This is a genomic window from Spirillospora sp. NPDC047418, from assembly GCF_040643275.1.
Lineage (GTDB): Bacteria > Actinomycetota > Actinomycetes > Streptosporangiales > Streptosporangiaceae > Spirillospora.
The window spans coordinates 76,731-91,446 of record NZ_JBEYTW010000014.1 but is presented as its reverse complement, the minus strand read 5'-3'; the positions used below and the strand labels follow the sequence as shown (position 1 = coordinate 91,446).

Sequence of the window (14,716 nt, the reverse complement as noted above, 5' to 3'; positions counted from 1 at the left end):
GGGTTCCCGGGGCGTCGAGGTCCATCGGCTCAGTGCTCGCGCTTCTCCTTGATGCGCGCGGCCTTGCCGCGGAGGTTGCGCAGGTAGTACAGCTTGGCGCGGCGCACGTCGCCGCGGGTCACAACTTCGATCTTGTCGATCGACGGGCTGTTGAGCGGGAACGTCCGCTCGACGCCGACGCTGTAGCTGACCTTGCGGACGGTGAACGTCTCCCGGGCGCCGCCGCCCTGCCGCCGGATCACCACGCCCTGGAAGATCTGGATACGGCTACGGTTGCCCTCAGTGACGCGCACGTGCACCTTAAGCGTGTCGCCCGGACGGAAGTCCGGGACGTCGGCGCGCATCGCGGCCTTCTCGATCTCCTGGATCAGGGTGTGCATCGCAGCGTTTCCTCGTGGTCGAACGCGGGCGTCGAGAGGCCCCGGTGGGACTTTCGTGGGGGCGTCGCGCCGCGGGAAGTGGTATTCGGGTGCCGTGCGCTCTGGAGGCACGGACGCTCTAGTCTGCCACACCTTCGCCGTCAACCGGAAAACCGGCCTCGTGCAGGACGGCGCGGTCCCGCTTGTCGAGATCCTCCGGCGCGAGGCGGGCGAGCAGTTCGGGACGGTGCCGGGCCGTCCGCCGGAGCGCCTCGTCCCGCCGCCAGCGGGCGATCGCCCCATGGTGCCCGGAGAGGAGGACGTCCGGAACCGGCCGCTCCCGCCATACGGGGGGCTTGGTGTAGACGGGGCCCTCCAGGAGCGACTCCATGGCGCCCGGGGCGAAGGAGTCGTCGGTGACCGACTGGGCGTTGCCGAGGACACCGGGCACGAGCCGCGCGATCGCCTCGATCATCACCATGACTGCCACCTCACCGCCGGCGAGGACGAAGTCGCCGAGGCTGACCTCGTCCACGGGCATGCGGGTGCGGGCCTCCTCGGCGACGCGGGAGTCGATGCCCTCGTAACGCCCGCAGGCGAACACGAGCCAGGGCTCGGCCGCGTACCGCACCGCGTCGGCCTGCGTGAACGGCCGCCCGCTCGGCGTCGGAATGATCAGCCGCGGCACGGCCCCCGCACCGGGCGAAGACGATTCCCCGGATCCGGGTAGCACGTCCTCGCCAGTCGGTGCGCCTTCGCCGGTCGGCGCCCCGCCAGGTGACACGGATCCGCCAGATGGTGTGATCTGAGCGGCTGACATGGTCTCGGCGAATCGCGTACCGCCGGCAGGCAGTGCCCCACCGCGCAACACCGGTCCGCCAACTGACGCGCCCCCACCTGCCGATGGGACCTCACCTGAGGCCGCCCCGCCAGGTGACACCGAGCCATCGGACGGCGCGCCCTCACCAGTCGGCACACCACCCGCCGGGGCGATGCCCTCGCCCGGCATGGTGCCGTCAACTGACGCCGCCCCGCCGGGTGACAGCGAGCCGCCGGTCGACGCGCCGCCGGCCGGGGCGAGGCCCTTGCCCGGCTTGGTGTCGTCGGCTGACGCCGGTCGGTCGGGCGGCAAGGATTCGTCGTGTTGTACGGCCTCACCAGGCGACACGATCCCGCCGGAGGGCGCGCCGCTGGCCGGGGGGAGGCGCTCGTCCGGCGTGGTGTCGTCGGCTGACGCCGGTCCGCCGGGCGGCAAGGATTCGTCGTGTTGTACGGCCTCACCAGGCGACACGATCCCGCCGGAGGGCGCGCCGCCGGCTGAGGGGAGGCGCTCGTCCGGCGTGGTGTCGTCGGTTGACGCCGGTCCGCCGGGCGGCACGGGTTCGTCGTGTTGTACGGCTCCACCAGTCGGCACGGTCCCGCCGGGCGGCGTGATGGCGTCGGCTGGGGCTGCCTCGCCAGGGGACACGGGGGCGTCGGGTCTGGGAGTCGGCGTGGTGTCGGCGGGGGGTGGGGGGATCAGGGTGTCGAGGGCTTCGCCCCACGGGTCCGGCTTCATGACCATGCCGGGGCCGCCGCCGTAGGGGGTGTCGTCGACGGTGCGGTGCCGGTCGTGGGTCCAGGCGCGCAGGTCGTGGACGTTGACGTCCAGCAGGCCGGCGCGGCGGGCCTTGCCCAGGAGGGAGATCTCCAGGGGGGCGAAGTACTCGGGGAAGATCGTGACGATGTCGATTTTCATGATTCGTCGAGCAGACCAGGGGGCGGGTCGATGACGAGCCGCCCCCCGGGAACGTCCACCTCGGGGACGAGCGCGGCCACGAAGGGCACGAGCTTCTCCCCGCCGGGCCCGCGTACGACCAGCAGGTCCTGGCCGTGGTGCAGGACCTCCGCGACCTCACCGACGGCGGCGCCGTCCGCGGTGACCACGGCGAGGCCGACCAGTTCCTGGTCGTGGAAGTCGTCCGGGTCGGCGGACGGGGGAATGTCACCGGGGTCGACGACGAGCCACGTACCGCGCAGTTCCTCGGCGGCGTCGCGGTCGCCGACCCCGGCGAAGCGCACGAGCAGGCGTCCCGAATGCCAGCGGATCCGCTCGATGGTGAGCGGGCCGGCGGCGCCGGGGTCGGTGGCGATCTCCGCGCCCGCGGCGAACCGGGTGTCCGGCTCGTCCGTGCGGACGTCGATGGTGACCTCGCCACGGACCCCGTGAGGCCGCCCGACACGTCCCACTACGAGCGGTTCGCTCATCGGAACGCCACTCAGCGGACCTCGTTGACGTCGAGCAGGTCAACGCGCACGTAGCGGCCCCCGGAGAGGGCGCTGATCACCGTGCGGAGGGCCTTGGCGGTGCGGCCGCCGCGGCCGATGACCTTCCCGAGGTCCTCGGGGTGCACGCGCACCTCCAGGACCCGGCCGCCCCTGATCCGCCGGGCGCGGACCCGGACGTCGTCCGGGTTCTCCACGATCCCGCGGACCAGGTGCTCGAGCGCTTCTTCGAGCACTGTCAGCCCTCGCTCTTGGCTTCGTCGGTCTCAGCGGCCTTGGCCTCGGACTTCTTCGGCTCGGCCTTCTTCTTGGCGCGGGAGGCGGTGCCGGCGGCCTCCTCGTCGCCCAGGGACTCCTTGACGGCGGCCTCGAAGGCGGCCTTCCGGTCGGCCTTGGGCTCGGCGACCTTGAGGGTGCCCTCGGCGCCCGGCTCGCCCTTGAACTTCTGCCAGTCGCCGGTGATCTTCAGCAGGTTCAGGACGGGCTCGGTCGGCTGCGCGCCGACGCCGAGCCAGTACTGCGCCCGCTCAGAGTCGATCTTGATGAGCGACGGCTCCTGCTTGGGCTGGTAGAGGCCGATCTCCTCGATGGCGCGCCCGTCCCGCTTGGTGCGGGCGTCGGCGACGACGATCCGGTACTGCGGGTTCCGGATCTTCCCCAGGCGCTTGAGCTTGATCTTGACTGCCACGGGTGTGGTGTACTCCGATTTCGTTACTGGGTGGACGGGCCCGTGCCAGGTGGGGAACACCGGCTCACGGCCGTCCGATGGACTCCGGCCGCGCAGGACGAGAGAGGGCGCCTCGCGATTCCGGGTTTCCAGCCTGTCATTCTGCCAGACGTTCGGTGTAAAGGTGCAATCGCGCGGCGCCGTGTCCCCGAGCCCGTCCGGGTTCGGACGGGCTCGGGGACACGGCGCCGCGGCGGCCGTGCGGTCACTTCTTCTTGCGGCCCTGGAGTTTGCCGAGGTCCGGCATCTGGAAGCCGGGCGGCAGCTGGCCGCCCAGGCCGGGCGGGAGCCCGCCCGGGCCGCCGCCGAGGCCCGGCGGGAGGCCCTGGGGCGGAGCGTCGGCGGCGGGCTGCCGGTCCTTGCCGGCGGCGCGCTTGCGCGGGTCGCCGCTGCGCTGCTTGCCCTTCTTGCTCTTCTTGGCGGCCGCCTTCGCGGCCTTCCGGCGTCCGCCCGGCATACCGGGCAGGCCCATGCCGCCGGCCATCTGCCGCATCATCTTCTGCGCGTCGAAGAACCGGGTGACGAGGCTGCTGACCTCGCCCACGCCGACGCCCGAGCCCTTGGCGATGCGGGCCCGCCGCGAGCCGTTGATGATCTTCGGCTCGGAGCGCTCCTGCGGGGTCATCGAGCGGATGATCGCGGCGATGCGGTCCAGGTCCTTGTCGTCGATCTGGCTGATCTGGTCGCGGACCTGCCCCATGCCCGGCATCATCCCGAGCAGGTTGCCGATCGGGCCGAGCTTGCGGATCATCATCATCTGCTCGAGGAAGTCCTCGAGGGTGAAGTCCTCGCCCGACGCGAACTTGGTGGACATCTTCTCGGCCTGCTCGGCGTCGAACGCCTGCTCGGCCTGCTCGATCAGGGTGAGGATGTCGCCCATGTCGAGGATCCGGCCCGCCATGCGGTCCGGGTGGAAGACGCTGAAGTCCTCCAGCTTCTCGCCCGTCGAGGCGAACATGATCGGACGCCCGGTGATGTGCCGGACCGAGAGCGCCGCACCGCCGCGCGCGTCGCCGTCGAGCTTGGTGAGGACGACGCCGTCGAAGCCGACGCCGTCCATGAACGCCTGGGCGGTGTTGACCGCGTCCTGGCCGACCATGGCGTCGACGACGAACAGGATGTCGTCGGGCTGGACGGCGTCGCGGATGTCGATGGCCTGCTGCATCATCTCCGCGTCGACGCCGAGGCGTCCCGCGGTGTCGATGACGACGACGTCGTGCAGGGCGTGCCGGGCCTGGTCGAGCGAGCGGCGCGCCACGTCCACCGGGTCGCCGACGCCGCTGCCCGGCTCGGGTGCGAACACCGGCACTCCGGCCCGCTCGCCGACGACCTGGAGCTGCTGGACGGCGTTGGGCCGCTGCAGGTCGGCGGCCACCAGCATCGGGGTGTGGCCCTCCTGCCTGAGCCACCGGGCGAGCTTGCCGGCGAGGGTGGTCTTACCGGCGCCCTGCAGGCCGGCGAGCATGATCACGGTGGGCGGCGTCTTGGCCAGCCGGATCCGGCGGGTCTCGCCGCCGAGGATCTCGACGAGCTCCTCATTGACGATCTTGACGACCTGCTGCGCCGGGTTCAGCGCCTGCGAGACCTCCGCGCCGGCGGCCCGCTCCTTGACCCGCGCGATGAAGTCCTTGACGACGGGCAGCGCGACGTCGGCCTCGAGGAGCGCGATCCGGATCTCGCGGGCCGTCGCGTTGATGTCGGCCTCGGAGAGCCGGCCCTTGCTGCGCAGGGACGAGAAGACCGTCGTCAACCGGTCGGAGAGCGTCTCGAACACGTGTCTGGACCGTCCTTGGAAAGCTTTTGGGATCGACTATCAGCGTATCGGGTCACCCTGTTGGTTGCGCCGACCTCACCGCCGCACCCGGGAGAGCTGTGCCCGCACGCGGTGAGGCGACACGGTGGCAGGGGTCCGCGCGGGGGGCGGGGTCAGGGGAGGGCTGTGGTGATCTTTGCTTGGACGGTGTCGAGGGTGGACGGGTCGTGCGGGGGGCGTCCCTCGTCGTCCACCACGTAGAAGACGTCGACGGCCTCGGCGCCGAGGGTGTCGATCTGGGCGGCGCGGATCTGCAGGCCGCATGCGCCGAGCGCCTGCCCGACCCTCCACAGCAGGCCGGGACGGTCGTGGGCGCGCACCTCGATGACGGCCGCCGTCCGCGACGCGTCCTCGATGATCATGACGCGCGGGGGCGGCACGGTCGCCCCGGGGCGTGTCCGCATCGACCGCGCCCGCCGCTCCAGGCGGTCGGCGACGTCGAGGCGCCCGGCGAGCATGCGCCGCAGGTCCGCCTCCAGGCCGGCCGGGTCCGGTGGCGTGCCGAACTCCGGCACCGCCGTGAAGTCCAGGACCGCCGTCTCCCCCGCCCGGCCGCCGACCGCCCCGGAGGTGGTGCGGGCGGTCTTCACGGCCAGGCGGTGCAGGGCCAGGACACCGGCGGCGCGCCACAGGAGGCCCGGACGGTCGGGGGCGGCGACGGTGATCCGGGAGCCGGCGACGCGGACGGCCGCGCCGTCGTGGCGGGCCAGGGCCAGGTGGGCGGGGTCGGGGACGGGCGGGGGCGGCGGCGTCCCGCCGGTCAGGGCGGCGGCCGCGCGGCGGGCCAGTTCGGCGACGAGGCCGGCCTTCCACGCGCCCCAGGCGGCGGGGCCGGTGGCGGTGCCGTCGGCGATCGCGAGGGCGGCGAGGAGGTCGAGGACCTCGCGTTCGCGTCCCGGCACCCCGGATACGGCGTCGATGACGGTCTGGACGGTCACGGGGTCGTCGATGTCGCGGCGGGTGGCGGTGTCGGGGAGCAGCAGATGGTGGCGGACGAGCGCCTCGAGGACGCGGACGTCGTCCTCCGGAAGGCCCAGGCGGGTGCCGATGCCGCGGACGGCGGCGGCGCCGGCGGTGGAGTGGTCACCGGGCCGGCCCTTGCCGATGTCGTGGAACAGGGCACCGATGAGCAGCAGGTCGGGGCGGGCGACCGCACGGGTGAGGGCGGCGGCGCCGGCGGCGGTCTCCACGAGGTGGCGGTCGACGGTGAAGCGGTGGACGGGGTTGCGCTGCGGCCGGTTCCGGACATGTTCCCAGTCGGGCAGCAGCCGGACGATCAGCCCGGCCCGGTCCAGTGCCTCCCAGACGGCGATGGCGGCGGGACCGGCGCCGAGCAGGGAGACGAGCGCGTCGCGGGCGCTCGGGGGCCACGGCACCGGCGGCAGGGCCGCGCGTTCGGCGAGCCGGGCCGCGGTCGCGGGAGCGAGCGGCAGGCCGGCCTGCGCCGCGGCGGCGGCGACGCGCAGGACGAGGGCCGGATCGCCGAGATCGGCGTTCCGCGCGAGCACGACCTCGCCCCCGTGCTCGACGGCGCCGTCACCGACGGGGCGCCGCTCGACCGGCTGCCGCCGTCCGGCGTCCGCGGGCCGCCTGCCCGGCCGTCCAGCGGCCGGTCGACCGGCCGTCCCATGGCGCGCCGCCGGCGAGTCGGGATGGTCGGGCAGGTCACGGGTGGAGCGGGCCGCCCTGGACCGCGTGACGCGGTCGACGCGGCGCCACAGGTTGGAGCCCGCGTAGGTGATCGTGCGGGCCGCGTCGACGATGGAGCGCTGCAGGACGTCCGCGCCGGGCAGGGCGAGGGCGCGGGCGACGGCGTCCTGCTCCTGGAGGACGAGGCGGTCGGCGGAGCGCCCGGTGACCTCGTGCAGGGCGTGCCGCACGTCGAGGAGCAGGTCGTGGGCGGCCCTGACCCGGCCGTCCGGGGCGGACGCCACCCAGGACGCGGCGACGGCGTGCATCACGTGGACGTCGCGCAGCCCGCCGTGGGCCTCCTTGATGTCGGGTTCGAGGAGGAAGGCCAGCTCGCCGCGGGTCTCCCAGCGTTCCCTGCACATCGCGGACAGTTCGGGCAGCCGGGCGGCGGCGTCGGCCCGCCAGTCGGCGAGGACGGCGGCGCGCAGCTCGTCCACCAGCGTGCGGTCGCCCGCGACGCGGCGCGCGGACAGCAGCCCGAGCGCGGCCTTCATGTCGGTGCGCGCGACGGCACGGGCCTCGTGGACGGTGCGGACGGAGTGGTCGAGGCGTGTCCCGGAGTCCCAGAGCGGGTACCAGACCCGGTCGGCGATCCCGGCGACGTCGGCCCGCCCCCGGTGCAGGAGGACGAGGTCGAGGTCCCCGCCGGGCGTCAGTTCGCGGCGCGCGTGGCTGCCGACCGCGACGAGCGCGATCCCCTCCGCCGCCGCCGGGCCCGCGCCTCCGCCCCCGCGGGCCGTGGTCAGAAGGGCGGTCAGGTCCCGGTCCAGGTCGGCGGCGCGGGCGGCCCGCGCCGCCGCCAGGGCAGCGCGGGCCGTGTCGGGCGTGTCGGGCGCCGCGCCGGAGGGCTCGGGCCGGCCGGGCGGCCGAGCGCGGTCGCGCTCGGCCGCGGTGGGGCCGTCGTCCGGGGCGGCGGGCCGGCGGGTGCGGGGCACGGGGCGGCCTAGAGGGCTTCCGTGCCGGTCTCGCCGGTGCGGACGCGGACGACCGTGTCGACGGGGACCGCCCACACCTTGCCGTCGCCGATCTTGTCGGTGCGGGCGGCGCGGACGATCACGTCGATGATGTCGTCGGCGTCGGCGGCGTCGACCAGGACCTCGATCCGGAGCTTGGGCACCAGGTCGACCTGGTACTCGGCGCCCCGGTACACCTCGGTGTGCCCCTTCTGCCGTCCGTAGCCGCTGGCCTCGCTGACGGTCATCCCCCTGACCCCGAAGGTCTCCAGGGCCTTCTTGACCTCGTCCAGCTTGAACGGCTTGATGACCGCCGTGATGAGCTTCATCCCTACGCCTCAACCTTCTTCGCCGGGGCGGCGGGCGCCGCCGCGGTCGCCCCGGAGCCGATGCCCGCGCGGATGGTGCCGAAGTCGTAGGCGGTCTCCGCGTGCGCCGTGCTGTCGATGCCGGCGGCCTCGTCGTCCGCGCTGATCCGGAAGCCCATCGTCAGGTCGATGACCTTCGCGATCAGGAAGGTCACGGTGAACGAGTAGGCGAGCGTCGCGAGGACGGCGACGGCCTGCTTGCCGAGCAGCGCGAACCCGCCGCCGGCGAGCAGCCCGTCGGCGCCCGCGTCGTTGACCGCCGTGGTGGCCAGGAAGCCGATCAGCAGCGCGCCGACGATGCCGCCGACCATGTGGACGCCGACCACGTCGAGCGAGTCGTCGTACCCGAGCCTGTACTTGAGCCCGACCGCGAACGCGCACACCGCGCCGGCGATGAGGCCGAGGACGATGGCGCCGAGCGGGGTGACGAACGCGCAGGCCGGGGTGACGGCGACCAGCCCGGCGACGACGCCGGAGGCGATGCCGAGCGTGGTGGACGCGCCGTCCCGCAGCTTCTCGACGACGATCCAGGCGAACGCGGCGGCGCAGGTCGCGGCGAGCGTGTTGATGAACGCGACGGCCGCGGTGGCGCCGGCGGACAGGGCGGATCCGGCGTTGAACCCGAACCACCCGAACCACAGCAGGCCCGCCCCGAGCAGGACGAACGGCAGGTTGTGCGGGCGCATCGGCTCCTTCGGCCAGCCCCTGCGCTTGCCGAGGACGAGCACGAGCGCCAGCGCCGCGACACCGGCGTTGATGTGGACGACCGTGCCGCCCGCGAAGTCGAGCGCGCCGAGGTCGAACAGCCAGCCGGACTTGCCGCCGTCCTGGCCGTCGGACCACCACACCCAGTGCGCGATCGGGAAGTACACGAGCGTCGCCCAGACCAGGGTGAACACGACCCAGGCGCCGAACTTCGCGCGGTCGGCGACGGCGCCGCTGATCAGCGCGACGGTGATGATGGCGAACGTCGCCTGGAAGGCCACGAACACCAGTTGCGGGATGCCCGTGCCGTCGCCGGCCGTGGCGGCCTTCTCCAGGCCGACGAGCCCCCAGTCGCCGAACCCGCCGATGACCGGGCTGAGCGCGCCGCCGTCGCCGAACGTGAGGGAGTAGCCGTAGACGACCCACGCCATGCCCACCACGGCGATGCTGACGAAGCTCATCATCATCATGTTGAGCACGCTCTTCGCGCGGCTCATGCCTCCGTAGAAGAAGGCAAGCCCGGGTGTCATCAGCAGGACGAGCGCGGTGCTCGTCAGCATCCAGGCGGTACTACCGCTATCGATCTTCATCTCTGAGACAGTCCCTCCTCGCCAGGGAACTTCGAACTGCTCAGAGACTCGACCTCGGCGGTTTCGCGCGCGGGGCCCCTGCGTTTCACCGGTGTGAAAACCCACCCCCGGGTGTTTCCCCGGTGTTTCTAAGTCCTCACATGCCGCCTTTAGCCGTTAATAGGGGAATTTCAGTCGCCCAGGATCGCGTCGACGAACGCCTCGGGCTCGAACGGAGCGAGGTCGTCCGGGCCCTCGCCCAGCCCGACCAGCTTCACCGGGACGCCGAGCTCCCGCTGCACCTGGACGACGATGCCGCCCTTCGCGGTGCCGTCCAGCTTCGTCAGCACCACGCCCGTCACGTTCACGACCTCGGCGAACACGCGCGCCTGCTGCATGCCGTTCTGGCCGGTCGTCGCGTCCAGGACGAGCAGCACCTCGTCCACCGTCGCCTGCTTCTCCACGACGCGCTTGACCTTGCCCAGCTCGTCCATCAGCCCGGTCTTGGTGTGCAGCCGGCCCGCGGTGTCGATGATCACCACGTTGACCTTGGACTCGATGCCCTGCTTCACCGCGTCGAACGCGACGCTCGCCGGGTCGGCGCCCTCGTCCCTGCGGACGACCTGCGCCCCGACCCGCGTCCCCCACGTCTCCAGCTGGTCGGCGGCGGCGGCGCGGAAGGTGTCGGCCGCGCCCAGCAGGACCGTGTCGCCGTCGCCGACGAGGACGCGGCCGAGCTTGCCGCAGGTGGTGGTCTTGCCGGTGCCGTTGACGCCGACGACCATCAGCACCGCCGGGCGGTCGCCGTGCCCCTCGGTGCGCAGCGAGCGGTCCAGGTCGGGGCCGATCTGCTTGACCAGCTCCTCCTTCAGCAGCGCCCGGACCTCCCCCGGGCCGCGGGTGCCGAGCACCTGGACGCGGGTCCGCAGGTCGTCGGTGACCTGGCGGGCCACGGCGGTGCCCATGTCGGCGGTGATCAGGGTGTCCTCGATCTCCTCCCAGGCGTCGTCGTCGAGCGTGTCGCGCGACAGGAGGCCGAGCAGGGTCTTGCCGAACGTGTTCTGGGAGCGCGCGAGCCGCGCCCGCAGCCGGACCAGCCGGCCCGCGCCCGGCGGCGGCTTCTCGATCTCGACCGTGGGCCGCGGCGCCGGCACCTCCGTCGGCGGCGCCCGCTCGATCGTGGGGGCCCCGGCCTCCGCCTCGTCGACGGCGGTCGCGCCACCGGTCCGTTCCGACGGCCGCTCCACCGGCGGGCGCGGACGTGTACGGCGTGGCCGCAGCAAGGTGATGCCGCCGACGATCAGTGCGACGGCGGCCAGCGCGGCGATGACGATCAGATATTCCATAGCCCCCTCAGCTTTTCATGTCCGTCCGGGGATGTGCGTCTACCCATGGGGCGACCCCCTGGAACCCCCGCCGGCGGCGCGGGCGGCCCTCGCTCCGCGCGAGGCTAGGTCAGCCGCTGGCTGACCACCTGGGTGACGCCGTCGCCGCGCATGCTGACGCCGTAGAGGGCGTCGGCGCCCTCCATCGTGCGCTTCTGGTGGGTGATGACGATCAGCTGGGACGACTCGCGCAGCTCCTCGAAGACGGTGATGAGCCGCTGCGTGTTGGTGTCGTCCAGCGCGGCCTCGACCTCGTCCAGGACGTAGAACGGCGACGGGCGCGCCTTGAACACGGCGACGAGGAAGGCGATGGCGACCAGGGAGCGCTCGCCGCCGGACAGCAGCGACAGCCGCTTGACCTTCTTGCCCGGCGGGCGGGCCGCGACCTCGACGCCGGTCGTGAGGATGTCGTCGGGCTCGGTCAGCGAGAGGCTGCCCTCGCCGCCGGGGAACAGCCGCGCGAAGATCCGCTCGAACTCGCGGGCGGTGTCCTCGTAGGCGGTGCCGAACACCTCCTGGACGCGGTCGTCGACCTCCTTGACGAGGCCGAGCAGCTCCCGCTGGGTCTTCTTGAGGTCCTCCAGCTGCGAGGTGAGGAACGCGTGCCGCTCCTCCAGCGCCGCGAACTCCTCCAGGGCGAGCGGGTTGACCTTGCCGAGCTGGTTGAGCTGCCGCTCGGCGGCCTTGGCGCGCTTCTCCTGGACCGTCCGGTCGTAGGGGACGGGCCGCGCGTCCTCCCCTTTCTCCGGGTCGGGCGGGACGAGCTGGTCCGGGCCGTACTCGGCGACGAGCGACTCGACCTCCAGCCCGAACTCCTCCAGGGCGCGCTGCTCGTACTGCTCCAGCCGGAGCCGCTGCTCGGCGCGGGCGACCTCGTTGCCGTGGACGACGTTGACGAGCCGCTCCAGGGTCGCCGACAGCTCGCGGACCTGCGTCCGGACGACCTTCAGCTCGGCCTCGCGGGCGGCCTTGGCCTGCTCGGCGGCCTCGCGGCGGCGAACGGCTGCGGCGAGGGAGTGCTCGATGCGGCCGAGGGCCGTCCGGGCGCCCCGGTGGACGGCCTTGGCGACCCTCGCCTGCTCCTCGCGACGGGCGCGGCGCTGGGCGGCGCGGGCGCGCTCCTCGCGCTCGCGGCGGGCGCCGCGCTCCAGGGCGTCGGCGCGGCCGGAGATGGCCTGGACGCGCTCCTCGGCGGTGCGGACCGACAGCCGCGCCTCCATCTCGGCGGAGCGCAGCTCCTGGCAGCGGGCGTTCAGCTCGTCGCGGGCCTCGGTGTCGTCGCCGGCCTCGTCGGCGACCTCGGCGGCCTCCTCCGACTCGGCGAGCCGCATCGCCAGCTCCTCGGCCGCCTCGGTGTCGCGCTCCAGCGACTCGTTCGCGGCGTCGAGGGCCTTGGTGAGCCGCTCCACCTCGCCGCGCGCACCGCGGGCGTCGGCCTCCAGCCGCGCGGCGCGCTTGGCCTCCTGCGCGGCGTGCGCGTCGAACTCGCGCACGCGCGCCCGGACGCGGTCCAGCTCGGCCTGGGCCTGGTTGACGCTCGACTGCGCCCCGGTGGCCGCGGCCTCGGCCGCCTCCAGCGCCGTCTGGGCGGACTGCTCGCGCTCCGTCGACGCGCCGAGCCCGTCGGCGGCGGCACCGGCGGCGGTCTCCGCGGCGGCGAGGTCCTCGGTGGCCTCGTCGAGCGTCGCGCGCATCCGCAGGAGGCTCTGGCCGCCGCCGGCCGCGCCGCCCTGGGCCCAGTGCGCGCCGACGAGGTCGCCTTCGCGGGTCACGGCGCGCAGGGACGGCTCCCGGCGGACGAGCGACGCGGCGGACGGCACGTCGTCCACCACGGCCACGTCCCGCAGGAGGTGCTCCAGGGCCGGGCGAACGGTGCCCGGGACGGTCACCGCGTCGATCGCGTAGTCGACGCCCGGCACCCGGCCGGACGGTGCCGCCGCTCCCCCGCCGACGAGCAGCCCGGCGCGCCCGGCGTCGCGGGAGCGCAGCAGCGCCAGCGCGGCCTCGGCCGTGTCCAGGGAGCCGACGGCGATGGCCTCGGCGGCGTTGCCGAGCGCGGCGGCGACCGCCGTCTCGTAGCCGGGGCGGACGTTCAGCAGGGACGCGACCGTCCCCAGCACCCCGTCGAGCGTCCCGTCCGCACCCGCCGACAGCAGCGCCTCGCCGCCGTCGGCGGCGCTGGCGAGCGTCAGGTTCAGGGCCTCGATCCGCGCCTGCAGCGCCGCGACCCTCTTCTGCGCGGCCTGGTCGGCGGACCGCGCCGCCCCCACCGCGCCGCGCGCCTCCTTCAGCGCCCGGCGCGGGCCGTCCACGGCCGAACGCGCGGCCTCGGCGGCGTCCTTGGCGGTGGCGAGGGCCTCCTGCGCGACCTCGTGCTCGGCGGCGAGCGCCGGGTCCTCGACGACCTCGGCCTCGAACGCCTCGAACTCCATCCGGGCGTCCTCGGCGCGCTGCTCGGCCTCCGCGCGGGCCTCGGTGAGCCGCCCGATCTCCGACCGCCCGGCCTGCGCCCTGCTGCGCAGCGCCTCGACCCGGCCGCGGGTCCGCGCCAGCTCCTCGCGGCGGTCGGCGGCGGCGCGCGCGGCGGCCTGCAGGCGGCGCTCCTCGGCGGCGAGGGCCTCCTCGACGCCGGTCCGCTCCTGGACGGCGTCGGCCAGCCCGTCCTGCGCCTCGTCCAGCGCGGCGCGGAGCATCTCCTCCTGCTCGCGGATCTCGGCGGCCTCGCGCTCCATCTCCTCGGGGTCGCGGCCGCGGCGCTCCTCCTCGCGCGCCTCGGCGGCGTTGCGGTGCCGCTCGGCGGCGAGGTCGGCGACGCCGTTCAGCCGCTCCTTCAGCGCCGACAGCCGGAACCAGGTGTCCTGGACCTGCGCGAGCCGCGGCGCCTGCTCGGCCTCCTCGGCCTCCAGCACCGCCTCGCGCCGCTGCGCCTCGGCCAGCGCCCGCTCGGTCTCGGTGCGGCGCTCGCGGATCGCGGCCTCGTCGGCGGCCTCCTGCTCCAGCCTCGTCCCGAGCGTGACCAGGTCGTCGGCCAGCAGCCGCAGCTTCGCGTCCCGCAGATCGGCCTGGATCACCGCGGCCCGCCGCGCGATCTCGGCCTGCTTGCCGAGCGGCTTCAGCTGCCGCCGCAGCTCGCCGGTGAGGTCCTGGACGCGGGTGAGGTTGCCCTGCATCGCGTCCAGCTTCCGGAGCGCCTTCTCCTTGCGCTTGCGGTGCTTGAGGACGCCGGCCGCCTCCTCGATCACCGCGCGGCGCCCCTCGGGGCCCGAGTGCAGGACGCGGTCGAGCTGCCCCTGCCCGATGATGACGTGCATCTCGCGGCCGATGCCGGAGTCCGACAGGAGCTCCTGGATGTCCAGCAGCCGGCACCCGTCGCCGTTGATCGCGTACTCGCTCGACCCGGACCGGAACATCAGCCGGCTGATCGTCACCTCGGTGTAGTCGATCGGCAGCGCCCCGTCGGAGTTGTCGATCGTCAGCACGACCTCGGCGCGGCCGAGCGGCGCCCGGTTCGCCGTCCCGGCGAAGATGACGTCCTCCATCTTGCCGCCGCGCAGCGACTTGGCGCCCTGCTCGCCCATGACCCAGGCCAGCGCGTCCACGACGTTGGACTTGCCCGACCCGTTCGGCCCGACGACGGCCGTGATCCCCGGCTCGAACTTCAGCGTGGTGGAGGACGCGAAGGACTTGAAGCCGCGCAACGTCAAGGTCTTCAGGTACAAACCCTCGCCATCCTCCCTGCTCCGCGCCGGTGCCGGACTCCGGGCGGCACCGCCGGCCGCCCGGCCGCAACGGTAGAGGCTATCGCGTGGCCGCGCCCGCGATCCCGGCGTCGGCCGCACCGGCCGCCGCACCCGGCAGATGCCGCAATTCCACAGATCAA

10 protein-coding genes and 2 pseudogenes are annotated in these 14,716 nt (G+C 73.9%); all 12 read right to left on the bottom strand.

The features are described 5' to 3' along the window. Window positions 1-29: 29 nt before the first annotated feature. The gene (gene rplS, locus ABZ806_RS11870; protein ID WP_067632127.1) at window positions 30-380 is read right to left on the bottom strand and encodes a 50S ribosomal protein L19; all 351 of its coding nucleotides are present in this window, start codon (window positions 378-380) and stop codon (window positions 30-32) included. 118 nt (window positions 381-498) lie between these two features. Beyond that, window positions 499-1,161, bottom strand: a pseudogene (gene trmD / locus ABZ806_RS11865) (tRNA (guanine(37)-N(1))-methyltransferase); the annotation flags it as partial. Between the two features lie 681 nt (window positions 1,162-1,842). After that, window positions 1,843-2,097 (bottom strand): annotated as a pseudogene (locus ABZ806_RS11860) (tRNA (guanosine(37)-N1)-methyltransferase TrmD); the annotation flags it as partial. Then, window positions 2,094-2,606 carry a ribosome maturation factor RimM gene (gene rimM / locus ABZ806_RS11855; protein WP_500216867.1) on the bottom strand — a complete coding sequence of 171 codons (513 nt, stop codon included), beginning with the start codon at window positions 2,604-2,606 and terminating at the stop codon, window positions 2,094-2,096. The gene rimM and the pseudogene ABZ806_RS11860, both read right to left, overlap by 4 nt. 11 nt (window positions 2,607-2,617) lie before the next feature. Then, on the bottom strand, window positions 2,618-2,860 hold the full coding sequence (locus ABZ806_RS11850; RefSeq protein WP_067632131.1) for an RNA-binding protein: 243 nt from the start codon (window positions 2,858-2,860) through the stop codon (window positions 2,618-2,620). 2 nt (window positions 2,861-2,862) lie between these two features. Further along, on the bottom strand, window positions 2,863-3,312 hold the full coding sequence (gene rpsP, locus ABZ806_RS11845) for a 30S ribosomal protein S16 (protein ID WP_500216866.1): 450 nt from the start codon (window positions 3,310-3,312) through the stop codon (window positions 2,863-2,865). A gap of 244 nt (window positions 3,313-3,556) precedes the next feature. Further along, the gene (ffh, locus tag ABZ806_RS11840; protein WP_500216865.1) at window positions 3,557-5,125 is read right to left on the bottom strand and encodes a signal recognition particle protein; all 1,569 of its coding nucleotides are present in this window, start codon (window positions 5,123-5,125) and stop codon (window positions 3,557-3,559) included. A 152-nt stretch (window positions 5,126-5,277) separates the two neighbouring features. Further along, complete coding sequence (locus ABZ806_RS11835) at window positions 5,278-7,791, bottom strand: [protein-PII] uridylyltransferase (protein WP_500216864.1); 2,514 nt, start codon at window positions 7,789-7,791, stop codon at window positions 5,278-5,280. 8 nt (window positions 7,792-7,799) lie between these two features. Beyond that, complete coding sequence (locus ABZ806_RS11830) at window positions 7,800-8,138, bottom strand: P-II family nitrogen regulator (RefSeq protein WP_500216863.1); 339 nt, start codon at window positions 8,136-8,138, stop codon at window positions 7,800-7,802. Window positions 8,139-8,140: 2 nt separating this feature from the next. Next, on the bottom strand, window positions 8,141-9,472 hold the full coding sequence (locus ABZ806_RS11825; RefSeq protein WP_500216862.1) for an ammonium transporter: 1,332 nt from the start codon (window positions 9,470-9,472) through the stop codon (window positions 8,141-8,143). 170 nt (window positions 9,473-9,642) lie between these two features. Further along, window positions 9,643-10,797 (bottom strand): signal recognition particle-docking protein FtsY, encoded by a 1,155-nt coding sequence (gene ftsY, locus ABZ806_RS11820; RefSeq protein ID WP_500216861.1) that lies wholly within the window; start codon window positions 10,795-10,797, stop codon window positions 9,643-9,645. A gap of 104 nt (window positions 10,798-10,901) precedes the next feature. Continuing rightward, complete coding sequence (gene smc, locus ABZ806_RS11815; RefSeq protein ID WP_500216860.1) at window positions 10,902-14,555, bottom strand: chromosome segregation protein SMC; 3,654 nt, start codon at window positions 14,553-14,555, stop codon at window positions 10,902-10,904. Window positions 14,556-14,716: the final 161 nt, after the last annotated feature.